We start from the raw sequence: 22,238 nt of genomic DNA, 5'->3' as shown, positions 1-22,238 counted from the left end.
CGGGCGGGGGGCGCGCCGGCATCCCCTCCGGCGGCGGGGCTGGAGGAGCGCTCCGAGCAGGCACACAGCGAGACAGCGACACAGGCGGACAGCAGCGCGGACCGGGTCATGGCGCGCCGTTGTAGACCAGGGCTCGCGCCGGAGGCACGCGTTTCGGGCGCTCAGTCGCCCTGGGGCGACTCGATGACGACGGCGAACGGGTCGAACGGCGCGTCGTCCCGCTTCTTCTTCTTGTCGGGCATGCCCCACTCGCCGGTGGGGTGGTCCGGCCGCACGGAGGTGTACGGGTCGATCTTCACCGGCACGCCGAACACCTTCGGGTTCTTCTTCGGCTCGTGGGGCTTGCCGAAGTTGGACTTGCTGTCGTCGCTCATACCGACAGTCTACCGCGACGGCTGGCTGCCTGCTTTCCGGTCACCCCCGCGAGATTCTTGGGCCCGGCGCCGGACGGGGCGATACTCCTTCCCCATGTGTGGCCGTGTCACCGTCCGGACCTCTCCTGATCAGCTCGTGGCCGAGCTGGGCCTCGCCGGCATTCGCGCCGCCGTGGACCGCCCGCGCTACAACCTCTGTCCCACCCAGCAGATGCCCGTCGTCATCAACGACGGCGCGCGCATGATGGACACCTTCCGCTGGGGCCTCATCCCCTCGTGGGCGAAGGACCCGAGCATCGGCAGCAAGCTCATCAACGCCCGCGGCGAGACGGTGGCGGAGAAGCCCAGCTTCCGCACCGCGCTGAAGAAGCGTCGCTGCCTCGTGCTCGTGGACGGCTGGTACGAGTGGAAGCAGTCCACGAAGCCGAAGACGCCGTTCCACTTCCACCGCAAGGACGGCAAGCCCCTGGCCCTGGCCGGCCTGTGGGAGGAGTGGACCGCGCCGGACACCGGCGAGGTGCTCAACACCTGCACCATCATCACCACCGGGCCCAACTCCCTGATGGCCCCCATCCATGACCGGATGCCCGTCATCCTCGCGCCCCAGGCCCACGCGCTGTGGCTGCGCCCCGAGCCGCAGGACCCGGCCCACCTCCTGCCCCTGCTGGTCCCCTTCGCCGACGACTCGCTGGACGCCTACGAGGTGTCGCGCGTCGTCAACTCGCCGGCCAATGACAGTCCCACCTGCACGGAGCGTGTGGTTGCCGCGTGAGTCTGTTCAGTCCCCCGGCAAAAAGCAGCCGGGTCAGAAACCTTGGAAATCGAAACAGCGATAATCGCCTCTAGCGGGGGGCCGCGGATGGCCCTCCGCCTTCCCCACTGGAGGCGTACGAATGAAGGGTCTCTCGCGTTTCGGTGTCCTGAGTGCGTGTTTGCTCGCAACCGCGTGTGTCAAGGAGGAGCCCACGACGGCACCGCCGGAGACTGAATCCCCGCAGCAGACCTCGCAGTCCCTGTCCGCGAAGGCCGCCGGCGAGCGCTGCGGCACGCGGCAGTTGACGGAAGACGAGGAGAAGAAGGTCAAGGAGCACCTGGCGAAGCACGCGGCGGCGGTGGCCGCGAAGAAGCCCGGCGGCGGCGGCGGTGGCGGCGCGTCCGTGACGGGCGGCACCATCAACGTCTACTTCCACGTCATCAACCAGGGCACCGGCGTGTCCAACGGCGACCTGACGTCGGCGATGATCAGCGACCAGATCACCGTGCTCAACGACGCCTACCGGCAGTGGGGCTGGAGCTTCCAGCTCGTCCAGACGACGCGGACGACGAACAGCACCTGGTTCAACGGCTGCGGTGACACCGCGACGGAGACGGCGATGAAGACGGCGCTCCGCCAGGGCTCGGCGGACGACCTCAACATCTACTCCTGCAACCCGTCCGGCGGGCTGCTGGGCTGGGCGACCTTCCCCAACTGGTACGCGGGCGCGCCCACGGATGACGGCGTGGTCATCCTGTACTCGTCGGTGCCGGGCGGCTCGGCGGCCCCGTACAACCTGGGCGACACGGGCACGCACGAGGTCGGCCACTGGATGGGCCTGTACCACACGTTCCAGGGCGGCTGCGCCAAGACGGGCGACTCCGTGAGCGACACGCCCGCCGAGCGCAGCGCGGCGTTCGGCTGCCCCGCCGGCCGCGACACGTGCAGCGGCACGGGTGTGGACCCCATCTACAACTTCATGGACTACACCGACGACGCCTGCATGAACCAGTTCACCGCGGGCCAGGACGCGCGCATGGACCAGATGTTCAGCGCGTACCGATACGGCAAGTAGTCATGGGTTGAGCGCCACCGGGGCCGTGTGTGTCCCCGGTGGCGCCGTTGTCGTTCCGCTCCGCTCGCCGGAACGGACAAATGGCCCTGGCGCGTTTATGTAGGGGCCATGCAGGACGTCATCTTCGACATGGAGACGAGCGACCCGGACGACGCGCTCACCCTCTGCCTTCTGGGGGCGCACCCCGAGGTGACGCTGCGCGCGGTGACGGTGACGCCCGGCACGCGCGCCCAGTTGGGGCTGGTGCGCCACCTGCTGTCGCGCCTGGGACGCGGCGACGTGGCGGTGGGCGCGCGCAATCCGGACTCGGAGAAGGACAGCGTCTCCGGCTTCCACTGGAAGTGGCTCGGGAAGCTGGAGCCCGCCGAGCCCGACGCGCTGGCACATGCGGTACTGGCGGGCACGCTCGCGCGGTACCCGGAGGCGACGCTCGTCACGGGCGCGCCGTTGCAGAACCTGCGGCTGCTGCTGGAGGAGCACCCCGACGCGCGGCTGCGCCGCTGGGTGGCCCAGGGCGGCTTCGCGGGGGACAACGTGGTGCCGCCGGAGCACCGGTTGTCCAAGTTCGACGGCCGCCGCACCTGCCCCACGTTCAACTTCAACGGCGACCCGAAGGGGGCGCTGCTCGCGCTGTCCTCGGACCGCATCGGCTCGCGTGACCTGGTGTCGAAGAACGTCACGCACGGGGTGGCCTGGGACGCCGCCTTCCACGAGCGGGTGCGGCCCTATCGTGAAAGCACGGCCGGGTTGGTGCTCATCTTCCAGGCCATGGAGCGCTACCTGCGCGAGAAGCCCGACGGGAAGCTGCTGCACGACCCCATCGCGGCGTGCGCGGCCATCGACCGGGACATCGTCACCTGGGCCCGCGTGCAGCCGGTGCGCGAGCGCGGTGAGTGGGGCGCGGAGCTGGCGCCCGACTCGAACACGTCCATCTCCGTGGCGCTGGACCGGGAGCGCTTCTTCGAGACCCTCGTGCGCGCCGTGCCCCGCTGAACCGAAGTGGCTCGCGGTGTTCAGGACATCGTCCCGGGCGCGTGCTCCTTCTGCCAGGCCAGCGGCGTGGTGCCGCTCCACCGCCGGAAGGCGCGGGTGAAGGCGCTGGGGTCGCTGAAGCCGAGCAGGAAGGCAATCTCGAAGTGGGCCAGTTGCCCATCGCGCAGGAGCTGGAAGGCGCGCTCGCGGCGCACCTCGTCCTCCAGTCCCGCGAAGGACGCGCCCTCCTCGCGCAGGCGGCGCTGCAGGGTGCGCTCGCTCACCGCGAGACGGGAGGCCACCTCCGCCGGGCCCAGTTCTCCGGTGCGAGGCTGCGCCGCGAGCACCTCGCGAACGCGCTCCTTCCAGGCACGGCGCTCGGCGGCGTGCGCGTCGGCCAGGGCGGCCTCGGCGCGGGCATGGAGGAGGTTGCCCAGGTCGATGTCGGCGTGCCGGATGGGGAGCGAGGGGATGGGCTCATCCGCCTCCATGGCGTAGGCACCCGCGTCGTAGTCGGCGGTGATGCCGAGGAAGTCGTCCACCGCGGACGAGGCCGCGTGGCGCGGGTGCGCGAAACGGACCCGGCGAGGGCTCCACCGGGTGCCGGTGAGGGCGCGGCCGGTGGCGATAAGGGCCAGCATCAGCCCCTCGGCGGGGTGGCGCAGCGCGATGGCCCAGGCGTCCTCGGGGTGTAGCCGCAGCTCCACGCGCATGCCCGAGGGCGTGTCGGTGGTGTGCCACGCCGTGCGCGGGTCCAGCAGCGTGTAGACGCGACAGTGGCGCACCATGGCGGTGCGCAGGTCGGGGCTGTTGACGAGCACGTACCCCACGAGGCCGAAGTGGGTGGGCTCCAGGCACTCCGCCAACCGCACGCCGAGCGGCTGGTCGTTGCCCACCGAGACGAGCAATTCCCAGACGCGGCGCAGCGCCTCGTAGGACACGCGGGTGTCCTGGACGGCCAGCCGCTCCTCCGTCTCGTCGGCGGCCTCCAGCAGGCGGGCGCGGGGGATGTCGAGCGACTCCCCGACGCGGAACAGCGTGCGGAAGATGGAACCCTGGAGCGACTGCGGACGCATGGGACGCAGGCAGCATGGACCAGGGGCCCTGGGGCCGCAATCCGGCGTGGCGGCGGAGGACAACGGGTTGGCGGCCCGGGACAATGCACCCGGCGGCCCCTCGCGCCATGTATCGCCTCGCGAGGAGAAGCCGCCATGACGACGACCACCCCCATGACCTCATCGAACACCCCCGCCGCTCCGAGAATCGCCTCGGGCCCCCGGGGCCACCTGCTGCTGGGCGTGCTGCCGGAGGCCCGCCGGGACGTGCTCGGCCTGCTGACGCGGGTGAGGCGCGAGTACGGGGACGTGGCCCGCTACCGGGTGGGGCCGACGACGTCACACCTCATCTCGCACCCGGACGGCGTGCGCCACGTATTGCAGGAGCACGTGAAGAACTACACGAAGGACCACTTCTCGTACCGGCTGGTCAGCCGCGTCGCGGGCAACGGGTTGCTCACGAGCCAGGGCTCCTTCTGGCTGCGGCAGCGGCGGCTGGCCCAGCCCGCCTTCCACCGGCAGCGCATCGCCGCCATGGCGGAGGAGATGACGCGGGCCACGGCGCGGATGCTGGAAGGCTGGGACGCCTCCGCCGCTCGCGGCGAGCCGGTGGTCATGGTGGAGGAGATGATGCGGCTGACGCTGAGCATCGTCGGCGCGGCGCTGTTCGGGACCTCGGTGGGGGACAAGGCGGAGGTGGTGGGCAGCGCGTTCAACGTGCTGAGCGAGCAGACGGTGACCCGCTTCCGCACGATGCGGCTGCTGCCTCCGGTGCTGCCCACCCGCTATGACCGAGAGTTCCGAGCCGCGAGCCGCGCGCTGCGGGGCGCCGTCATGGACATCATCGCCGAGCGCCGCCAGCGCAACGAGGACCGGGGCGACCTGCTCTCCATGTTCATGCTGGCGCGCGACGAGGAGACCGGCGAGACGATGACGGACGAGCAGCTCCGCGACGAGGTGCTCACGATGCTGGTGGCCGGCCACGAGACGACCTCCACGGCGATGAGCTGGGTGTGGGCGCTGCTCGACCAGCACCCGCACGTGGAGGCGAAGCTGCACGCCGAGCTGGACGCGGTGCTGGAGGGGCGGCTGCCCACGGCCGCGGACGTGGGCCGGCTGGCCTACACGCGGATGGTGGTGGAGGAGGCGATGCGGCTCTACCCACCCGCGTACATCTTCAGCCGGGCCGTGAAGGAGGACGACGTCATCGGCGGCTTCCGGATTCCGGGGGGCACGACGGTGGATATCAGCCCCTACGTCACCCACCGTCACCCCGACTTCTGGGAGCGCCCCGAGGAGTTCATCCCGGAGCGCTTCTCGCCCGAGGCCAGCGCGCAGCGGCCGCGCTACGCGTACTTCCCTTTCAGCGGGGGACCGCGTCAGTGCATCGGCAATGGGTTCGCGATAATGGAGGCGCAGCTCATCCTCGCCACCGTGGCGCAGCGCTTCCGGCCGAGGCGTGTCCCCGGCCACGTGCTGACGCCCGAGCCGCTCATCACCCTGCGCCCCAAGGGAGGGCTGCCCATGCACCTGGAGCGGCGCTCCCTCAACGTTCGAGAAGCTTCAGCCCGATGACGCCCGCGAGAATCAACGCCACACAGCCCAGCCGCGCAGGCGAGGCGCTCTCCCCGAGCACGAGGATGCCGGCCAGCGCCACCCCGGCGGCGCCGATGCCCACCCAGACCGCGTAGGCGGTGCCGACGGGCAGGCTCTTCAGCGCGGCGGACAGCATGACGAAGCTCACCACCGCGGTGGTGATGCCGAGCAGCGCCGGACCGAGCCGGGCGAAGCCCCGCGCCTGCTTCAGCGCGAGCGCCCAGACAATCTCCAGCAGGCCCGCGACGACGAGGAGGACCCACGCCATGTCGTGCCCCTCACGCGGTGTAGCCACCGTCGACGGCGATGGACGCGCCGGTGACGAAGCGCCCGCCCTCGCCGGAGAGCCAGGCCACGGCTGACGCGATGTCCTCGCCTTCGCCATAGTGGCCCAGGGCGAGCAGGGCGCGCTGCGGGTCCGCGCCCGGTCCGTCAGCCGGGTTCATGTCCGTGTCGATGGGACCGGGGTGGACGATGTTGGCGGTGATGCCCCGGGGACCGAGGTCTCTCGCCAGCCCCTTGGTGAGGCCCGTCAGCGCCGCCTTGCTCATGGAGTAGAGCGTGACGCCGGAGTGGGGCACCCGGTCGACGAGGCAGGTGCCGATGTTGATGATGCGTCCTCCCTGGCCCAGGTGCCGCGCCGCCGCTTGCGACGCGATGAAGGACGCCTTCACGTGCACCGCGAGCGTCCGCTCCAGCTCCTCCAGCGTCACCGACTCCAGCGGCCCGTAGGGGAAGATGCCCGCGTTGTTGACGAGGATGTCGAGCCGCCCCAGCTCCGCCACCGTCACCTCCACCGCGCGCTGGGTGGCCTCCGGGCTCGCGCCGTCCGCGGCGATGGCGAACGCCCGCCGTCCCAGGGCCTGGATGTCCCGGACGACGGCGTGGGCCTTCTCCGCCGCGCTCACGTAGGTCAGCGCCACGTCGGCGCCCTCCAGCGCGAGCCGCCGGGCGATGGCTGCCCCAATGCCTCGGCTTCCCCCCGTGACGAGTGCCACCCTTCCCATGAGTCCCGACATGTGCGCTCCTATCTGTAGCGATTGATACAAAATAGGTAATGGCCTTGTCTGGGAGGGGCAAGGGATTATTTTAGTGGTCGATATAGAAAGGAGTGGAGGATGGCGACCCGAGGCCGCCCGCGCCACTTCGACCGGGACGCCGCCCTGCGGGAGGCGATGCAGGTCTTCTGGGAGAAGGGCTACGAGGGCGCGTCGCTCAGCGACCTGACATCGGCGATGGGCATCAAGGCGCCGAGCCTGTACGCCGCCTTCGGCTGCAAGGAGGCGCTGTTCCGGGAGGCGGTGGAGCTCTACACGTCATTGGAGGGCGGGGCGACGAACCGCGCCCTGCGGGACGTGCCCACGGCGCGCGAGGCCATCGAGGCCATGCTGCGCGACAACGTGCGGGAGTACGCGAACCCCGGCAAGCCGAGCGGCTGCATGATTGTCCTCGCGGCGGTGTCCGGCACCACGGAGAACGAGGGCGTGCGTCAGTTCCTCGCGGAGCAGCGCAAGGCCGCCATCGCCGACATCCAGCAGCGGCTGGAGCGGGGCATCGCCGAGGGCGAGCTGCCCAGGGGCACGGACACCGAGGCGATGGCGGGCTTTTACGCCACGGTGCTGCACGGCCTGTCCATCCAGGCACGGGATGGCGCCACGCTCGAGGCGATGACGGCCATCGTCGACTGCGCGATGGCCGCGTGGGACTCGCTGGTGAAGCGTGGGACGAAGAAGCGCTGAGGCCGCCGGCCCTCGGCCTGGGTGCCGCGCGGTTACGAGACGGCGCGCTTGGGGGCACGCAGGTCGGTGATGGGCAGGGCGTGGCGGTGGCCCTGGGGGGAGACGAGCGCGGCGCTGAGGACGAAGTCCTGGCCCATGCGCACCTCCAGGGTGGTGGGCCCCTTGTGGGTGGTGCGCCAGTCGAGGTCGACGCGGACGGTGCCGAGCAGCTCGCGGTCCACGGTGGTGGCATCGAGCGACTCGAAGAGGGCCAGGGAGATGGGGCCGGGGATGAGGGGCAGCTCCATGGAGATGGACTTCGTGGCGGGCACGGGGGTGTTGGCGGGGATGACCTCGTGCTGGGCGCCGCCGGGGACCATGACGCTGATGGGCATGGGCACCACGTCCGCGAGGCCCGCGATGCCGCGCGCCAGGTTGCGCCCGAGGATGGCCGCGCCCACGCACACGCCGAGCTCCGGGTGGACCTCCTTCTCCGAGGACAGGCGCTTGAAGTGGGAGAAGCGCTCGCGGATGGCGGGCATGCGCGTCTGGCCGCCCACGAGCACGAGCTCGTCAATCTGGTCCGCCTTGAGCTTCGCGCGCTCCAGCACGTCGTCGCAGGCGGAGGCGGTGCGCTCGATGAGCTGGAAGACCATCTCCTCGAGCTGCTTGCGGGTGAGGGTGTAGTCGAAGTCGATGAAGGCGCCGTCCTTCTGGGCGATGCAGGGCACGCGCATCACCGTGGCGTCGCGCTGGCTCAAGGACATCTTCGCGGACTCGGCGGCGAAGACGAGCCGCTGCATCACCACCTTGTTCCCGCGCAGGTCGATGCCGTGCTTGCGCTGGAAGTCCTCCACGAGCATCTCCACGACGCGCTCGTCGAAGTTGGCGCCGCCGAGGAAGGCGTCACCGCCGGTGGCGAGCACCTTCACCACGCGGTTCTGCACGGCGAGCAGGGTGGCGTCGAAGGTGCCACCGCCGAGGTCGAAGACCATGACGGTCTGCTCGGGGTTGCGCAGGTTGGCGTAGTAGAGCGCGGCGGCGGTGGGCTCGTTGACGATGGCGCGCACCTGGAGGCCGGCCTGCTCGGCGGCCTGACGCACGGCCTCGCGCTGGCGGATGCTGGCGTGGGCGGGCACGGTGAGCACGCACTCGCGGAAGGGCTCTCCGGCGGCGTGGTTCGCCAGGGTGAGGATCTGCTTGATGATGAGGTGGGCGACGTCGGTGAGCGACGTCTGCTTCCCGTACATCGTCACGGCGGTGTAGCCGTCCGGGGCCTCGACCAGCTCGAAGGCATACTTGTCCTTGTGCTGGGTGACGTACTCGGACTGGAAGCGGCGCCCGAGGAAGCGCTTGGCACCGAAGACGGTGTGGCGCGGGTCGTCGATGATCTGCCGCCGCGCGGCATGGCCGACGATGGACTTGTCCGCCGCGTGGAACCACACCACGGACGGCAGCGTGAAGCTCTTGTCCGTCACGGGCACCAGCCGCAGCTTGCCCGCCTTGTCGAAGAAGGCCGCCGAGGTGTTGGTGGTCCCGAAGTCGATGCCGAGGATGGAGGCCGTGCTCATACGGGGGCGGAGTGTCCCACGTCCGGGGCTTCGCTTCAGCCCCTGAAGTGCGGGGCCGTGCGAGGGAAGCCCCGGATTCCGCGCGGCTGCTCGTCGGCTCTTCACGCAGTGTCGAGGCCTCGGAGGCACGCGGAGACCGGCCGGGCTACCTGGAGCGTCAGGTCGTCCCATGGGCTCCGTGGCACCGCGCTGGGGGGCGCCCGGAGGAGATGTGCCGGGTGGGGGACGGCCATCCGTCGTGGCTCCGGAGGCGGGCGCTACTCCGGCAGGTCGCCCAGCCGGGCCGCCTGGGCCATGAGGTAGTTCCGCTCCGGGAGGCTCATCGTGCGGCCGGCGGCCCTGCGGTACAGGACAATTGCCGCCTTCCGGTCACCCGCGCGCTCCAACAGGTGGGCGCGCACGGCGTCGAGCCGGTGATGCCCCGCCAGTCGAGGGTCGTCGTCGAGCGCCTTCAGCAATTCGAGCCCCGCGGCCGGGCCGTGCACCATGGCCGTGGCGATGGCGTGGTTGAGCCTCACCATGGGGTTGTCGGTGAGCTGCATCAGCACGCCGTACAGCGCGAGGATTTGAGGCCAGTCGGTGTCCTCGGCGCGCGGCGCCTCGTCGTGCACGGCGGCGATGGCGGCCTGGATTTGATACTCGCCGATGGAGCCCTTCGACAGCGTGGCGGTGACGAGCGCGATGCCCTCGGCGATGGCGTCGCGGTCCCACAGGCTCCGGTCCTGGTCGGTGAGGGAGATGAGCTCGCCTTCCGGCCCGGTCCGCGCCGCGCGCCGCCCGTCGGTCAGGAGCATCAGCGCCAGCAGGCCGGAGACCTCGCCGTCCCGCGGGAGGAGGTTGTGGAGCATGCGCGTCAGGCGGATGGCCTCGCTCGACAGGTCGGTGCGCTGCAGCTCGGGGCCGGAGCTGGTCGTGTAGCCCTCGTTGAAGATGAGGTAGAGCACGTGCAGCACCGCGCCGAGCCGCTGCGCGCGCTCCGCTTCCGTGGGCAGCTGGAAGGGCACGCCGGAGGCCTTGATGCTCGCCTTCGCGCGGCTGATGCGCTGGGCCATGGTCGCCTCGGGGACGAGGAACGCCTTGGCGATCTCCGCCGTCGTCAGGCCGCCCACGGCGCGCAGGGTCAGCGCGATGGCGGAGGCCGTCGAGAGCGCGGGATGGCAGCACATGAAGAGCAGCACGAGCGTGTCGTCGCGCTCCGCCGCGTCACTGGCGTCGGGAGCGAGGGCGAGCTGCTCCTCCGGAGGGATGAGGCTGACCACGAGCGCCTCGCGGCGTCGGCGGGCCGCGTCGGCGCGGACGTGGTCGGTGATGCGCCGCGCGGCGACCTGGATGAGCCAGGCGCGCGGGTCATCGGGCAGGCCGGTGCGAGGCCACTGCGAGGCCGCCGCGAGCAGCGCCTCCTGGACGGCATCCTCGGAGGCGCTGAAGTCGTGGAAGCGCCGCACGACCACGCCGAGCACCCGCGGCGCGAGCTCACGCAGCAGGTGCTCGATGCGTCTGTCGGGAGACGACGGCCTCACGGCAGGGAGTCGGTGGGCGGCGGGCCGCTCGGCACCTGCCGCACCTCGATGGGCATGTTGAGCGGCTTGCCACCGGGACCCGGGGCGGCGGAGGCCTCGGCGGCAATCGCGTAGGCGCGCTCGGGGCTGTCGACGTCGACAATCCAGAAGCCGGCGAGGAACTCCTTGGACTCGGGGAAGACGCCGTCGGTGATGGGCTTGCCGTCGGGGCCGGCGCGCACGAGCTTCGCCTGGTCGGGCCCGGACAGGCCTTCGGCCGCCACCAGCTCGCCCGATTGGCCGAGCTTCTTGACGAAGTCGATCATGAACGCGATGTGGGCCTGGAAGTCCTTCTTCGGCCAGTTCGTGATCTGGTACGGCCCGCCGTGGGTGTTCATCATCAGCATGTACTTCATGGTTGGCTCCCTCTCAGGTCCGGCGCCTCGTCATTGAGTGCGCGGTCACAGGTATGTCGGAGCCGGGCGCGGGCCCTCGACATGGCCGATGATGATTTTTCCCAGGGCTTCACGGAGGGCTCCAACCCGGCGGAATCATTGGGGCGTCACCCCTGGATGGACCGCAGGAATGGGAGGAGCTCCGCCAACACTTCGTCCGGAGCCTCCTCCGGAAGGAAATGGCCGGAGTGCAGGTGCCTGCCGCGCACGTCGTCCGCCCACCGGCGCCAGATGGCGAGCGGCTGGGAGACCTCCTGGGCGCTGGCCGTCAGGCCAGACCACAGGGCGAGCATCGGGCACCGGATGCGCCGTCCGGAGGCCTCGTCGTTGGCGTCATCCTGTGCGTCCGTGGTGGCGCCGGCGCGGTAGTCGGCGCAGGAGGCGCGGATGACCTCGGGGGTGAAGCAGCGCTGGTACTCGGCGAGGGCCTCGGGGGCGAACTGGAAGCCCGGCGCCGCCCAGCTCCGGAGCGTGTGCTCGAGGAAGAACGAGGCGCTCGCGGTGATGAGCCTCTCGGGCATCTCTTCGGGCTGGGCGAGGAAGAACCAGTGGTACGTGGAGAGGCCGAAGGCCTTGTCCGCGTGACGCCAGAGTTCGAGCGTGGGGATGACGTCCAGGGTCGTCAGGGAGCGGACGGCGTCGGGCGAGTCCAGCGCGAGGCGATAGGCCACCCGGGCGCCGCGGTCATGGCCCACGACGTGGAAGCGCGGGTGGCCCAGGGCGGTCATGACTTCGACCATGTCCTCGGCGAGGGCGCGCTTCGAGTAGGCGCGGTGGTCGGCGTCATCGGCGGGGCCACGGCTGTCTCCGTACCCGCGCAGGTCGGGGGCGATGACGGCGAACTCCCGGGCCAGGACCGGCGCCACCCGGTGCCAGCACGCGTGGGTCTGTGGATAGCCGTGGAGGAGCAGCACAGTCGGGCCGTGTCCGCCGCGGATCAGATGGATGTCCGCGTTCCGTGTCCGCACGCGTTGCGAGGAGAATCCGTCGAACATGACGCCGGCCATACCATGCCTCGTTCATTTCCAGACCCGCGACGGCGGGGAGGGCTGTCCCGGGATGACAGAAGCGGGACACGAAGCAGCGGGCGGCATGCCGCGTTTTGGCCAACGAGTCGCCGATGGGCCATGGGGAAAGCGCCACGGAATGACAGAAGAGCAGCGCTTCGTGGATGAGGGCGTAATAAAGGGGCGCCATGGGAAAGGTTGATCGCGCGCTGATACGAGACGTCGCCGCCATCGCCGCGGCGGCGGGCGTCATCGGCATCTCCTTTGGAGCCATCGCGGTGGCGGCGGGACTGTCCGTGTGGATTGCCTCGCTGATGTCGCTGCTCGTCTTCGCGGGAGGCTCGCAGTTCATGTTCGTGGGCATCGTGGCCGGAGGCGGGAGCCCGGTGGCGGCGGTGTTCGCCGGGCTGCTGCTCAACGCGAGGCACCTGCCTTTTGGACTGGTCGTCTCCGACGTGCTGGGCCGCTCCTGGCCCATGCGGCTGCTCGGCACGCACCTGATGGTGGACGAGTCGGTGGCGTTCGCGCTGGCGCAGCAGGACCCGGCCCGGCGGCGCGCGGCGTACTGGCTGTGCGGAGGGGCGCTGTTCGTGGCCTGGAATGTCGGAGTGCTGGTGGGTGCGCTGGCGGGGCAGTCCTTCGGGAACCCGGATGCGCTCGGGCTCGATGCGGCGTTCCCGGCGGGCATGTTGGCGCTGCTCCTGCCTTCGCTGATGGCTCGGAGCGACGAGAAGGCAGCGGGAGAGGGTGGGGCGGAAGCGGCGGCGGAGGCGAAGCGGAAGGCAGCGCTCGCGAGAAGGGTGGCGCTCGTGGGAGCGCTCATCGCGCTCGTGACCACGCCGCTGTTGCCGGCGGGGGTGCCGGTGCTCCTCGCGCTCCTGGCCCTGGCGGTGGCCCTGCGATGAACGCGCTCCCGATTCTCATCCTCGCCGCCGGGACGTTCGCCTTCCGGCTCGCCGGTCCCCTGCTGAGTGACAGGCTCAAGCTGTCGGCGCGGGTCCAGCAACTGATGTCGCTGTCGGCGATTGCGCTGCTCACCGCCCTGGTGGCCACGGCGGCGCTGACCTCGAATGGAGGCTTCGTGGGCTGGGCGCGTCCGGCTGGCGTGGCCGTGGGGGCGGCGCTGGCGCTGCTGCGACTGCCCTTCGTGGGGGTGGTGGTCGCGGCGGCGGCGACGACGGCGGTGCTGCGGCTGCTCGGCATCGGGTAGGCCGAGCGCCGGCCTACGGCCCGCGCTCCTGGTGTTTCCGGCGGCCGAGGCGGACCCCGGCCACGATGAGGCCCACCACGACGGACAGGCAGCAGAGCCCGCCGACCACAATCTCCATGCCTCCGACCTGGGTCATGCCGCGACTATAGGTAGCGCACCGGAGGCGCGGTAGGAGCTCAGGGCCGCTCGATGTGAAGTGGCGGCGTGAAGTCCAGCGAGGGGCGGACGATGGGCTGGTCCGGCACGGTGCTTGCGAGCGGGATGTAGCGGCCCGGCAACTCGCTGTTCTCGCATCGGGTTCCGCTCCGATGCGACCGGACCGTCATCTGCTCGGATTGCTGCGTATCCCGGCGCACCCGGTAGGCGGTCTCGCCCTCGATGCGAAAGGGGTACCGCGGCAGGTGAAAGGAGGCGAGATAGCCCGAGCCAGTGCAGTCGGTGCTCGTGAAGAAAACCATCGTGGTGGAGGTGGTGTAGTTGTCCTGCAATTGGGCGGTTTCGAAGTCGAGCTGCCAGATGTAGCCGTGCTCGTCGATGTAGAGGAAGTCATGGCTCACCACCCGGCCCATGGCGTCCTTGATGACGATGGTGCTGCCCATGCCGGAAGGGCCCGCCGGGCCACGGTCTCCCGTGTCTCCCTTCGGTCCCGGGGGACCGGCCTCTCCGCGAGGACCCGTGTCTCCCTTGGGGCCCACGGGGCCCGTGTCTCCCTTGAGCCCCTGCGGGCCGGGGTCACCCTTCGGGCCGGGCGGGCCGCCGGCGGGACCGGGGAGGCCCTGCGGCCCTTGAGGACCCTGGGGACCTTGTGGGCCTTCCTTCGAGGAACAGGCACTGCCAAGCACCGCGCACAGGGCAACCGCGAGGAATCGGTTCGAGCTCATGAGGCGTGAGCCGATAGCACTCCTGAGAAGCGTGACAAGCAGGAGCGCACCCGGTTCGCCCCAGAGAGAGGAACCATCACCTGCGATCGTGCGTCAGCGGTTCACCGGTCCGTCTTCCAGTCCGGCTCGGGAGGCAGCTCGCTGGACTGCGGGGCTTCGAGCGTTGTGCACCTCGCGGCCGGGGAACCCCGGGTGCGGGGACTCCAGCACGCCAGCTCGGCCGCCGCGCGGTGGGCATCGAGCTTGAGGAGCGCTACTGCTAGGTGGCGGCCCGCCGGCTGGCGCTGGCGCTGCGTAAGGGCCCGGTCCGCGCGGCGTGAGCGCTCGTATCTGTCAAGGTGTCAGGTATTGCATGGATTATGGCCCTGGCAGACAGTTCTGAGTTGATTGGGCATGGAGGTCTCCTGACTCCATGCCCGTCATCATCCGCGGTCGCCGAGTCATGTTCCTCCAGTCCAAGCCCGGCGACGGGCCTCGGCCCATGAAGAAGCCTCCGTGCGAGTACTGCGGGAAGCCGGGGCATCCGTTCGCCCCTTCGTGGGGCAGCTCCATCGGCAGCTCCGGCATCCTGCGGGACAACATCCTCGGTGGCGCCGAGGCGGACGCACACCCTTGGTACACCGGGCGCTGGTCCATCGCCGCGCACCACCTTATCTGCTCTGAGGCCATGGCGGACGATGAGGACTGGGCTCGCTTCTGCCGCGAGTTTGGCTACGACATCAACGGCCGGGAGAATGGCGTCATCTTGCCCATGGTGCTGTCCGTGGCATGTGAGCTTGAGGTTCCGGTACACGTGGGGCCTCATTCGGGCGGATGGGCCTATGACATGGACCTCGCCTACCCGGATGCGGTGAAGAGTCTGCTGGAACGGATGGGAGAGCGCGTCGCGGCAGGGTTCTACTGCGCGAAGCCCAGCGCCCTCGCCGAGGAACTGGACTGCCTGAGCGCCAACATTCTCGCCAACGTGGTGCGCGGCACGTGGACACTCACCGTGGACGGCCTGGATTACCTGCCGGGCGGAGTGGGGTGCGCCGGTGCGTCGAGCCTTCGGGACAAGCCCCGAACGCCCTGCCCACACGGAAGGAGGCATGGATTCCGCCATGGACGCACGCGAGAGCCGCTTCCCAGGCGTAAGCTCCAGGTGGGGGAGTAGAGGCCATGCAAAGTGAATACTTCGTGCTCATGCGCGAGCGCTCCCAGGAGCATCCTCTCCTCGCGTGGGACGAGTCCGCGTTGGCCTTCCGCAAAGGGCGCCCGGTTCACCGATCGGAGCCGGTGCGATTGAGGCTGGGGGAGCCGGCACCTCCGAAGCCGCGCATGGTGGACCACCACAGCCTGCCTGCACCGGTAGTCTCGGCGCGCCTCAAGGAGTGTATGGAGCCGCTGAGCCTGCAGGGGGTGCAGTGGGTGCCGGCGGACGTCCAGGTGGGGGATGCGGTGTTGCACTACTGGCTGATGCACATGTGGCGGCGGGTGCACTGTGTGGACCGCACTCGCTCCACGCTGGCATTCGAGGTGGGTGATGGGGCGGTGCTGAGCATCGACAAGCTCGTCTTGGACGAGGACGTGCTCAGCGCCGTGCCGCTAGAAGAACGGCTCGCATTCCGCCTGGAGGAGGCAGTGGTGCACCTCTTCCACCGCAGCGTCGTGGACCGGGTGATGAGCCTCACGCCGCCGCCGGAGGGGCTCCGCTTCATTCCCGTGTCGGACTGGAATGACTCGGCCGGCTTCCGGTGACGGGCGGCGCACCCCGTGCCAGCTCGAAGACCAGCTCCTGGACGAGGGTGCTCACTGCGGGCGCCTCGGCCCAAGGGCGCGCGGGCACGTACCACGAGGGCGCCTCGCCGTCGGGCCCGTCGAACACCTCCAGCCTGGGCGGCTGCGTCCCCAGGCGGACCACGCGGAGGCGCCCGGACTGCCAGCAGACGTTAGGGGCAGCGGGCGCGTCATGCGATGCCACGGACCCTCCGAGAGCGCGGGGAAAGGACCCGGGCAGGAAGGGCAGGGGGCATCTCTCCCTACCCGGGTGGGCGCTGCACCGCGCCGCGAGAACAGCCCCGCCGGAGCACCATGCCCGGCGGGTGTGGTGGTTGAGACAGGCGGAAGTGGCCGCGCCAGAGAGCCTGCCGCCACCACGAATGGCTCAATCGTCGTGCGTGCCCAGCGCGCAGACGCTCCGTCCGCCCACCAGCATCAGCGGCCCGCCGCACCTGCAGCGCTCATCGGGCGCGAGCTGGCGCGAGGCCGGCGGTGGCTCCTCGGGCTCACCGCGAAGCCGGCGCAGGTCGCGCATGTAGTCCTCGCGGACGCGCTTCCTGCGCACCTGTTCTGGCGTCGGGGGCTGGGAGACGGGCTCTCCGCACGTGGGCACCTCCACGCGAGAGAAGGGGCGGTGACCTCGGTTACCAGTCGGTTGCGGTCGCCGCAGGGCACTTTCGGAACTCGTCGGGTATTCCGGTGCGAATCGGTCAGCCCTTGCTGGTTGCTATGTCACAGCGGGTACCTCGTGCTCCGGCGCTTCTCCCCCGGACAGATAGGGGGTGCGCTGCGATTCGCTGCTTGCGATTGCCGAAAGCGGCTGATGCACACGGCAGCCCTGGTCAAGGGGTCCAACAGAAGTGAAAGCTCTCCTTTTCGTGGGCATAGATGACGCGCACGGGGCATCTGTCGAACTTTCCGGGGCTGGTCCTTATGTCCTTGTATTTGGTTTCAAGCTGCACGCGTTCGTAGGGGCCAGAGGAGGACGCATCAATGAGCAGCAAAGCACGGAGTTTGGCTTCGGTCTGAGGGAACCGCGACAACTTCAGGATCTCCGATTCGTTTGTGCTGCTGCAGAGATCGCCTCCCCCTGTGCGGGGCCTGAACGCAAACTCAAGCAGGATAGGATTGGGGCCACCGATGCGAAAATCGACCAAACGCCTTGAACCGAGCATTTGAATCGGATGTTGCCTCGTTACAGGGGCTCCCGGTTGCTTGAAGCGCGCATTGAGTATCGCGTAGAGCATTGGGTCCACATCCCGCTCCCGCTTTGGCCGGCCGCTGTAATCCCTAAGAAGGTTCAGAGTGGTGTGCGCAACACTCAGCAGTCGTGCGATGTTCGCCTGAACTGGCTCGGTTATCATGGTTTCCCCTGTGGCGCGATTGAACCGCCCGAGTCCGAGAGCTGTACGAACGAGGATAGCGCACCCGCACGGAGAGGTGCTCTCATGTTCGGCGCGCACTGCACCGGCGATTGGCTAAGCCATCCCGACTAATTCCGTTCAGGGGGTAGCGGCACCGAAGCTCGATTTACCGGCCTCGGCGGTGGTTGCCCCTGACAAAACTTCCTTCGGCTGGCTTAGGTCCCTGTGGGGTGAGTCGGACCCGCTGCCCGGCGCCAGGGCTCACGCGCTACCGTCAGACCTTGCCGTGCCCGAGACGGCACGAGGAGGGGGAATCCATGTCCTTCAGGAAGAGGGAGCCGCAGCCCAAGCCGGTCGCGACGCGCACCGAGCGCAGGCCAGGGCAGAGCGCACGGGAGAAGCAGCAGGAACTGGCGGACGCCGCGCCCGTCAAGACTTTCTTCGCCCTCCTCTTCGACATCAACACAGACGAGCAGTCCTGGCGTCTCGGCGCGGACGGCGAGGAGCGCGTGGGGGCGTTGCTGGAGCAGCTCCGGCCTCACGGGTGGCACGTCGAGCATGACGTGCGCGTGGGCAGCCGCGGTGCCAACCTGGACCACCTCGTCATCGGCCCGCCCGGCGTCTTCGTCCTCAACACGAAGGCGGTGCACGGGGAGGTGGTGGTGGACGGGGACGACGTCTTGGTGGGCGGGCGCCGCAGGGGCTACGTGGAGAAACTGGAGGAGGAGGCCCAGCGCGTCCGCGCCTGCCTCCTCGCGGCCACGCAGCGGCGGAAGCTGTGGGTGCAGGGCTGCTCGTCCTTGCCCACCGGAAGCCCCTCGTGAGACAACCGCCTCGCAACGTGGCCGTCCTGCACCACAGCGACTTGGTGCCTGGACTCCTCGCGCATCCAGTGACGCTCGGCGTGGCGGAGGTGTTCGAACTCGTCGAGGCCGCACGGCGCGAAGAGGCGTGGGCCGAGTGAGGAAGGGAGGGGCGGCACTCCCTAATCTTGATTGTGTAGCTGATATGTTTTGTAGTGGTGTCGATTGAACATCAAAGGACAACGTCTTGGCCAACGAACTCTCCTATGACTCTGACACCTTGACCGTCGAGGAGCTATTTGCTCCTCGTTCGGTGGCATTTGAAATTCCGGTTTACCAGCGCAGCTATGCGTGGACGCAGGACGAAGTAGGCGAATTGCTTGAGGATATCTACTCCGAGACGGACGACTGGCTTCCCCCTAAGGAGGATGAGTCCAGCTATTTCTTGGGCTCCATTGTGGTACAGGAACAACCAGAAAGCGTTCGCCCCGCCCTAGTATTGGATGGCCAGCAGCGCCTGACGACGATCACGCTGGTGCTTGCCGTGCTGGAGCAGAAACTTCGCGCCTTGAGCGAGGTCGCTTCTGCTGATAAAATTAAACAATACCTCACTGCGGGAAAGCTTGGTCGCCAGGAAACCCCAAAGATCGTTCTTCAAGATGAGGACATGGTGGTTTATGCTCAACTGCTAGTCGATCCGCGCAAGGTTGAGCAGGGAGTCCACAGGAAAACGTTGCTAGCAAAAGCGTTTCGCACGATTGACACCTATGTCGAAAAGGCGTGCGAAAGCCTAGAGCCGAGCCGCCATTCACGCTCCGAAGTTCTGGTGGCCATGGCTGGACAGGTGCTCTATAAGATTCAGTTTGTTCGCATTCTTGCTCACAGCGAGGCGGCGGCATTTCGTCTGTTTGAAACACTCAATGATCGAGGGCTTCCGCTTAATGCCGCCGATCTTGTGAAAAACAAACTATTCGCCCAATCCGAGCAGTATTTGTCCGAGGTTCGGGATCTTTGGGGACAGGTGTCGGATTTGGTTGGCGCCGAGGAGGTCGTTCATTTTCTTCGGTACTTCTGGATCGCATTCCACGAGGGGGTTCGGAAAGACAGGCTGTACGACCGACTGCGCGATCACATTTCAAAGATTTCGGACAGGAAGGCTCGCGACTTTGTGGAAGAGTTGCGCGACGCCGCTGCTCTATACTCCGTAATTGCATTTCCCGAGCGGGCGGGCTCCGAATGGGCGGAGGAAACGCGCGAAGGCCTAAAAAGGCTGGTTGCGTTCCGAGCACGTGCCTGCAGGCCGGTGTTGCTGGCTTGTGCGCGGCGCTTCCCTGGTGAACTTCCAAAGCTGGTGCGGGCGTGCGAGGTGGTGACTGTAAGGTACTCTGTGATTGGAAGTCAGAATCCGAATCAGCTTGAGAAGGCCTACGATTCATTTTGCTCGAAGCTTCGGAAACGGCAAGGAGATCCGCTGGCGCTGTTTGCTGAAGAGGTAGGACCGCTGGTTCCTGATGATGGTCGTTTTGAGCGAAGCTTCGTCGAGGTCGATATTGAGAACGTAACTGCGACGTGGCGCGCAATCCTTGAGCGACTCAATGACTTCGTGTCGACAGGTGAGACCGCGATTCGCGGCTCCAACAAGGTACATGTTGAACATGTCCTGCCGAGAACGCTCACGCACGCAGTGCTTTCGAGCAGTGGGCTATCCCGTGAACGGGCAGAACAACTCGTTGGAAAGATTGGAAACCTAACCCTTCTTCTTGGAAGCCGGAATCAAACGGCTTCGAACAAGCCATTTAGTGCGAAGCGACCCTTGTTTGCGCAGTCTGATATTTTCCTTACGAGGGAGTTGGGCGCACTTCAGGTATGGGGGGAAATGGAAATCATGGGGCGCACTAGTCGCCTCTTTCAGATCGCGCGTGACGCGTGGCGCTGGCCCATGAAGGATTAGCGCCCAGGAAACGGCTACGGCGCCCCTCGGCCCGCGCGGACTTCCACCAGGGCAGCGGCGAGCTGCGCGGAGTAGTCCTTCCCGTGGACGAGGCAGGGCTTCGGCGGCGTCTTGAAGCAGCCCTGGCGGAAGGCCTGCTCGAGTAGCTCCGCCTGCTGCTCCGGACTCATCTCCGCCCAGGACTTCCCTTCCGTGAGGGCCTTGGCGAAGTCGTAGCCGTCGCCCAGGTACTGCCCAACGAGGGACTCGCTCATGTAGTCGGTGCCGCCATTCTGGTGCTGCCAGGCGTGGGCCGCCTCGTGGACGAGCAGCTCCTCAGTGAGGGGCAGGTGCTTACGGGGAATGTAGAGGGTGTTGCCGTGGGTGAAGGGCCGGCCGGAGAGGGTAAGCAGGCCCACGTCGCCTTCCTTGATGCGAAGCTTCGAGGTGTCGAGGAAGTCGCCGTACACGCTGCGCAGTACCGCCAACTCCGCGTCCGTCAGCTTCCTGCCCACCGGCTCCACGCCCAGCAGCGTCTGCACGGCGCCGAGGGCCCGGCGGCCGTATCCGTCCGGTGAAAGCTGTACAGGTCGCTTGAAGACGGACGAGGGCTGTGCTCGGCAGTGGTCGCGAGTCCGAGCGTGAGCAGGTGGAGGGGAGAGAGACCGAGCGACGGCGCTCAGGAGGAATCGGCGGCGCGCCGACGCTTCCACTCGTGCGGGAGCAGCTCGCCGATGCGTGAGTTGGGGTGCGTCTGCACGCGCAGCAGCACGTCGGACAGGTACTCCTCGGGGTTGACGCCGTTGGCCTCGCAGGTGGCCACCAGCGCGTAGAGGCCGGCGAGGTTCTCGCCCGCGGCCTCGTGGCCGACGAAGAGGAAATTCTTCCGGCCCAGGGCCGCCTTGCGCAGCGCGGCCTCCGCGCGGTTGTTGTCCAGCGGCAGGCGCTCATCCGAGACAAAGCGGCTCAGCGCTTCCCACTGGTTGCGCGCGTAGGCAATGGCCTGGCCCATGGGCCCCTTCGGCAGGTGCCGCGGGGCCTGCGCCTCCAGCCAGGCGCGCAGCTTCTCAAGGACCGGAGCGCTGTGCTGCTGGCGCAACTGGCGGTGGGTGGCCGTGCGCACCACGTCCGCCTCGCGCGCCTGGGCCTCCACCCGGTAGAGGGCGAGGATGAGGTCCAGGGCCTCGCGGGCCTCGGGCGCGGTGGCCAGTGCGTCGAAGAAGCGGCGCCGGCAGTGCGCCCAGCACCCGACGCGCACTCGCCCCGAGGGCAGCGTCACCGCGTTGTAGCCGGTGTACGCGTCCACCACGAGTGCGCCCCTCGTGCCACGCAGCACCTCCGTGGGCGTCGTGCCCGCGCGGCCCAAGCTGAAGCGGTAGCCGAGGAGCCAGTCGCCGTTGGCGTTCTGGGTGAGGAAGGTCCAGAGATAGCCGCGCTTCGTCTTCTTCACGTCCAGCACGCGCAGCGGCGTCTCGTCGGCCCACACCACCTCTGAGGACGCCACGCATTGCAGCAGGTGGCGCGACAGCGGCAGCAGCACCGAGGCCGACAGGTGGAAGAGGTCGGTCAGCGTGCTGCGACTCATCGGCACGCCGCCGCGCTCCACGCGCAGGGCCAGCCGGTGCAGGGGCATGGCATCGGCGCACTTGGACGTCACCACGTGCGCCAGGAAGCCGGGGCCGTACTCGCCTTTGTCCACCACCTTGGCCGGCCCGGACGCCGTCACCCAGCCCTGACCGCGCTTGCACCCGAGGACTTCGCGCACATGCACCTGCCGCTCGAAGCGCGTCGGGAGGTACTCGTACACCTCGCTGGTGCGCCCCTTTCCCACCGGCTTCAGCTCCTCACTGCCGCACGCCGGGCAGTGCCGCGCGCCGGCGGGGACGGTGTGCCGAATCTCGCGCGTGGGGCACTCGGCGGCCTTGCGGGCCGCGCGCTCGCGCCGCTTCTTCTGGGCCGCCACGTCCCGCGCCGCCTTCTTTTCGGCGCTCGTCGTCTCCCCGCGCAGCTCGGAGGCAACCGGAGGCAGCCGCTCGGTCCTCTTGCCGAAGACGTGGCGCTGCAGAGCCGTCAGCTGACTTTTGAGCGCGTCCAGCTCCCCGCCGATGCGCCCCACCTCGGCCTTGAGTTCCTCAGCCTCCTCCCGCCAGGCACAATGATGGTCGAGGGGAAGGACTCGGGGCACCCGCGCTCAACAACCCACCGGGTGGGCCATT

The 22,238-nt window shown here is 68.6% G+C and carries 26 protein-coding genes; 12 read left to right on the top strand and 14 right to left on the bottom strand.

The window, feature by feature from the left end; all coding sequences use genetic code 11:
- Window positions 1–161: 161 nt before the first annotated feature.
- On the bottom strand, window positions 162–374 hold the full coding sequence (locus HG543_RS04745; RefSeq protein WP_169343444.1) for a hypothetical protein: 213 nt from the start codon (window positions 372–374) through the stop codon (window positions 162–164).
- Between the two features lie 94 nt (window positions 375–468).
- Here HG543_RS04745 and HG543_RS04740 point away from each other — a divergent pair, with 94 nt between their 5' ends.
- The 3 genes from HG543_RS04740 (at window position 469) to HG543_RS04730 (ending at window position 3,196) form a co-directional block, all read left to right on the top strand.
- Complete coding sequence (locus tag HG543_RS04740; protein ID WP_169343443.1) at window positions 469–1,146, top strand: SOS response-associated peptidase; 678 nt, start codon at window positions 469–471, stop codon at window positions 1,144–1,146.
- Window positions 1,147–1,306: 160 nt separating this feature from the next.
- Window positions 1,307–2,203, top strand: a complete 897-nt coding sequence (locus HG543_RS04735) for a zinc metalloprotease (protein WP_246356753.1) — start codon at window positions 1,307–1,309, stop codon at window positions 2,201–2,203.
- A 108-nt stretch (window positions 2,204–2,311) separates the two neighbouring features.
- Window positions 2,312–3,196 carry a nucleoside hydrolase gene (locus HG543_RS04730; protein ID WP_169343441.1) on the top strand — a complete coding sequence of 295 codons (885 nt, stop codon included), beginning with the start codon at window positions 2,312–2,314 and terminating at the stop codon, window positions 3,194–3,196.
- A 20-nt stretch (window positions 3,197–3,216) separates the two neighbouring features.
- Here HG543_RS04730 and HG543_RS04725 read toward each other — a convergent pair whose 3' ends face one another.
- Entirely contained in the window at window positions 3,217–4,251 is a 1,035-nt protein-coding gene (locus HG543_RS04725) for an AraC family transcriptional regulator (protein ID WP_169343440.1), read from the bottom strand.
- A gap of 135 nt (window positions 4,252–4,386) precedes the next feature.
- On the opposite strand from HG543_RS04725, the gene HG543_RS04720 reads away from it, so the two are divergent.
- The gene (locus HG543_RS04720; RefSeq protein WP_169343439.1) at window positions 4,387–5,805 is read left to right on the top strand and encodes a cytochrome P450; all 1,419 of its coding nucleotides are present in this window, start codon (window positions 4,387–4,389) and stop codon (window positions 5,803–5,805) included.
- Here HG543_RS04720 and sugE read toward each other — a convergent pair.
- Complete coding sequence (sugE, locus tag HG543_RS04715) at window positions 5,777–6,094, bottom strand: quaternary ammonium compound efflux SMR transporter SugE (protein WP_169343438.1); 318 nt, start codon at window positions 6,092–6,094, stop codon at window positions 5,777–5,779. The two genes, HG543_RS04720 and sugE, sit on opposite strands and share 29 nt — an antisense overlap.
- A gap of 10 nt (window positions 6,095–6,104) precedes the next feature.
- Window positions 6,105–6,845, bottom strand: coding sequence for an SDR family NAD(P)-dependent oxidoreductase (locus tag HG543_RS04710; RefSeq protein ID WP_169343437.1), 741 nt, complete (start codon window positions 6,843–6,845; stop codon window positions 6,105–6,107).
- 99 nt (window positions 6,846–6,944) lie between these two features.
- Here HG543_RS04710 and HG543_RS04705 point away from each other — a divergent pair, with 99 nt between their 5' ends.
- The gene (locus HG543_RS04705) at window positions 6,945–7,565 is read left to right on the top strand and encodes a TetR/AcrR family transcriptional regulator (protein ID WP_169343436.1); all 621 of its coding nucleotides are present in this window, start codon (window positions 6,945–6,947) and stop codon (window positions 7,563–7,565) included.
- A 32-nt stretch (window positions 7,566–7,597) separates the two neighbouring features.
- Here the strand turns inward: HG543_RS04705 and HG543_RS04700 are convergent, their stop codons facing one another.
- The 4 genes from HG543_RS04700 to HG543_RS04685 form a co-directional block, all read right to left on the bottom strand.
- Complete coding sequence (locus HG543_RS04700; protein ID WP_169343435.1) at window positions 7,598–9,115, bottom strand: Hsp70 family protein; 1,518 nt, start codon at window positions 9,113–9,115, stop codon at window positions 7,598–7,600.
- Between the two features lie 257 nt (window positions 9,116–9,372).
- Entirely contained in the window at window positions 9,373–10,635 is a 1,263-nt protein-coding gene (locus HG543_RS04695; protein ID WP_169343434.1) for a sigma-70 family RNA polymerase sigma factor, read from the bottom strand.
- Window positions 10,632–11,030: a YciI family protein gene (locus tag HG543_RS04690; protein ID WP_169343433.1), complete on the bottom strand. Its 399-nt coding sequence runs from the start codon at window positions 11,028–11,030 to the stop codon at window positions 10,632–10,634. Before HG543_RS04690 ends, HG543_RS04695 begins: the two co-directional genes overlap by 4 nt.
- A gap of 146 nt (window positions 11,031–11,176) precedes the next feature.
- Entirely contained in the window at window positions 11,177–12,076 is a 900-nt protein-coding gene (locus HG543_RS04685) for an alpha/beta fold hydrolase (RefSeq protein WP_246356752.1), read from the bottom strand.
- 188 nt (window positions 12,077–12,264) lie between these two features.
- On the opposite strand from HG543_RS04685, the gene HG543_RS04680 reads away from it, so the two are divergent.
- Both HG543_RS04680 and HG543_RS04675 read left to right on the top strand, forming a co-directional pair.
- Window positions 12,265–12,981, top strand: a complete 717-nt coding sequence (locus HG543_RS04680; RefSeq protein ID WP_169343432.1) for an AzlC family ABC transporter permease — start codon at window positions 12,265–12,267, stop codon at window positions 12,979–12,981.
- Window positions 12,978–13,286, top strand: a complete 309-nt coding sequence (locus HG543_RS04675) for an AzlD domain-containing protein (protein ID WP_169343431.1) — start codon at window positions 12,978–12,980, stop codon at window positions 13,284–13,286. The genes HG543_RS04680 and HG543_RS04675 overlap by 4 nt, the downstream gene beginning before the upstream one ends.
- Window positions 13,287–13,299: 13 nt before the next feature.
- Here HG543_RS04675 and HG543_RS56175 read toward each other — a convergent pair whose 3' ends face one another.
- Together HG543_RS56175 and HG543_RS56170 are read right to left on the bottom strand one after the other, a co-directional pair.
- On the bottom strand, window positions 13,300–13,422 hold the full coding sequence (locus HG543_RS56175) for a hypothetical protein (RefSeq protein WP_281404357.1): 123 nt from the start codon (window positions 13,420–13,422) through the stop codon (window positions 13,300–13,302).
- A 40-nt stretch (window positions 13,423–13,462) separates the two neighbouring features.
- Window positions 13,463–13,981, bottom strand: coding sequence for a collagen-like triple helix repeat-containing protein (locus HG543_RS56170; protein WP_216673650.1), 519 nt, complete (start codon window positions 13,979–13,981; stop codon window positions 13,463–13,465).
- Between the two features lie 598 nt (window positions 13,982–14,579).
- On the opposite strand from HG543_RS56170, the gene HG543_RS04665 reads away from it, so the two are divergent.
- Window positions 14,580–15,320: an AHH domain-containing protein gene (locus HG543_RS04665; protein WP_169343429.1), complete on the top strand. Its 741-nt coding sequence runs from the start codon at window positions 14,580–14,582 to the stop codon at window positions 15,318–15,320.
- A gap of 5 nt (window positions 15,321–15,325) precedes the next feature.
- Complete coding sequence (locus tag HG543_RS56735) at window positions 15,326–15,904, top strand: imm11 family protein (protein ID WP_169343428.1); 579 nt, start codon at window positions 15,326–15,328, stop codon at window positions 15,902–15,904.
- A 406-nt stretch (window positions 15,905–16,310) separates the two neighbouring features.
- Here the strand turns inward: HG543_RS56735 and HG543_RS04655 are convergent, their stop codons facing one another.
- Both HG543_RS04655 and HG543_RS04650 read right to left on the bottom strand, forming a co-directional pair.
- Window positions 16,311–16,490, bottom strand: a complete 180-nt coding sequence (locus HG543_RS04655; RefSeq protein WP_169343427.1) for a hypothetical protein — start codon at window positions 16,488–16,490, stop codon at window positions 16,311–16,313.
- A gap of 277 nt (window positions 16,491–16,767) precedes the next feature.
- Entirely contained in the window at window positions 16,768–17,289 is a 522-nt protein-coding gene (locus tag HG543_RS04650) for a hypothetical protein (RefSeq protein ID WP_169343426.1), read from the bottom strand.
- A gap of 317 nt (window positions 17,290–17,606) precedes the next feature.
- Between HG543_RS04650 and HG543_RS04645 the strand changes: the two genes are divergently transcribed.
- The 3 genes from HG543_RS04645 to HG543_RS04635 all read left to right on the top strand — a co-directional run bounded on the left by HG543_RS04645 (window position 17,607) and on the right by HG543_RS04635 (window position 20,043).
- Window positions 17,607–18,113: a nuclease-related domain-containing protein gene (locus HG543_RS04645; RefSeq protein ID WP_169343425.1), complete on the top strand. Its 507-nt coding sequence runs from the start codon at window positions 17,607–17,609 to the stop codon at window positions 18,111–18,113.
- The gene (locus HG543_RS04640; RefSeq protein WP_169343424.1) at window positions 18,110–18,253 is read left to right on the top strand and encodes a hypothetical protein; all 144 of its coding nucleotides are present in this window, start codon (window positions 18,110–18,112) and stop codon (window positions 18,251–18,253) included. The genes HG543_RS04645 and HG543_RS04640 overlap by 4 nt, the downstream gene beginning before the upstream one ends.
- Before the next feature lie 86 nt (window positions 18,254–18,339).
- Window positions 18,340–20,043 carry a DUF262 domain-containing protein gene (locus HG543_RS04635; RefSeq protein ID WP_169343423.1) on the top strand — a complete coding sequence of 568 codons (1,704 nt, stop codon included), beginning with the start codon at window positions 18,340–18,342 and terminating at the stop codon, window positions 20,041–20,043.
- A 14-nt stretch (window positions 20,044–20,057) separates the two neighbouring features.
- Here the strand turns inward: HG543_RS04635 and HG543_RS04630 are convergent, their stop codons facing one another.
- Window positions 20,058–20,564 (bottom strand): hypothetical protein, encoded by a 507-nt coding sequence (locus tag HG543_RS04630; protein ID WP_169343422.1) that lies wholly within the window; start codon window positions 20,562–20,564, stop codon window positions 20,058–20,060.
- 137 nt (window positions 20,565–20,701) lie between these two features.
- Complete coding sequence (gene tnpC, locus HG543_RS04625; RefSeq protein ID WP_169343421.1) at window positions 20,702–22,207, bottom strand: IS66 family transposase; 1,506 nt, start codon at window positions 22,205–22,207, stop codon at window positions 20,702–20,704.
- Window positions 22,208–22,238: the final 31 nt, after the last annotated feature.

Source organism: Pyxidicoccus fallax, assembly GCF_012933655.1.
In the GTDB taxonomy this organism is placed as follows: domain Bacteria; phylum Myxococcota; class Myxococcia; order Myxococcales; family Myxococcaceae; genus Myxococcus; species Myxococcus fallax.
The sequence above is the reverse complement of the archived record's forward strand: the minus strand, read 5'-3'. Positions and strand labels throughout refer to the sequence as shown.

Coding starts and splice junctions, on each gene's coding strand:
- HG543_RS04645 (WP_169343425.1), top strand. CDS start 17,607: ATGTCCTTCAGGAAGAGGGAGCCGCAGCCCAAGCCGGTCGCGACGCGC.
- sugE (WP_169343438.1), bottom strand. CDS start 6,094: ATGGCGTGGGTCCTCCTCGTCGTCGCGGGCCTGCTGGAGATTGTCTGG.
- HG543_RS04710 (WP_169343437.1), bottom strand. CDS start 6,845: ATGTCGGGACTCATGGGAAGGGTGGCACTCGTCACGGGGGGAAGCCGA.
- HG543_RS56175 (WP_281404357.1), bottom strand. CDS start 13,422: ATGACCCAGGTCGGAGGCATGGAGATTGTGGTCGGCGGGCTCTGCTGC.
- HG543_RS04730 (WP_169343441.1), top strand. CDS start 2,312: ATGCAGGACGTCATCTTCGACATGGAGACGAGCGACCCGGACGACGCG.
- HG543_RS04725 (WP_169343440.1), bottom strand. CDS start 4,251: ATGCGTCCGCAGTCGCTCCAGGGTTCCATCTTCCGCACGCTGTTCCGC.
- HG543_RS04705 (WP_169343436.1), top strand. CDS start 6,945: ATGGCGACCCGAGGCCGCCCGCGCCACTTCGACCGGGACGCCGCCCTG.
- HG543_RS04650 (WP_169343426.1), bottom strand. CDS start 17,289: ATGATAACCGAGCCAGTTCAGGCGAACATCGCACGACTGCTGAGTGTT.
- HG543_RS56735 (WP_169343428.1), top strand. CDS start 15,326: ATGCAAAGTGAATACTTCGTGCTCATGCGCGAGCGCTCCCAGGAGCAT.
- HG543_RS04740 (WP_169343443.1), top strand. CDS start 469: ATGTGTGGCCGTGTCACCGTCCGGACCTCTCCTGATCAGCTCGTGGCC.
- HG543_RS04675 (WP_169343431.1), top strand. CDS start 12,978: ATGAACGCGCTCCCGATTCTCATCCTCGCCGCCGGGACGTTCGCCTTC.
- HG543_RS04680 (WP_169343432.1), top strand. CDS start 12,265: ATGGGAAAGGTTGATCGCGCGCTGATACGAGACGTCGCCGCCATCGCC.
- HG543_RS04745 (WP_169343444.1), bottom strand. CDS start 374: ATGAGCGACGACAGCAAGTCCAACTTCGGCAAGCCCCACGAGCCGAAG.
- HG543_RS04720 (WP_169343439.1), top strand. CDS start 4,387: ATGACGACGACCACCCCCATGACCTCATCGAACACCCCCGCCGCTCCG.
- HG543_RS04685 (WP_246356752.1), bottom strand. CDS start 12,076: ATGGCCGGCGTCATGTTCGACGGATTCTCCTCGCAACGCGTGCGGACA.
- HG543_RS04665 (WP_169343429.1), top strand. CDS start 14,580: ATGCCCGTCATCATCCGCGGTCGCCGAGTCATGTTCCTCCAGTCCAAG.
- HG543_RS04690 (WP_169343433.1), bottom strand. CDS start 11,030: ATGAAGTACATGCTGATGATGAACACCCACGGCGGGCCGTACCAGATC.
- HG543_RS04700 (WP_169343435.1), bottom strand. CDS start 9,115: ATGAGCACGGCCTCCATCCTCGGCATCGACTTCGGGACCACCAACACC.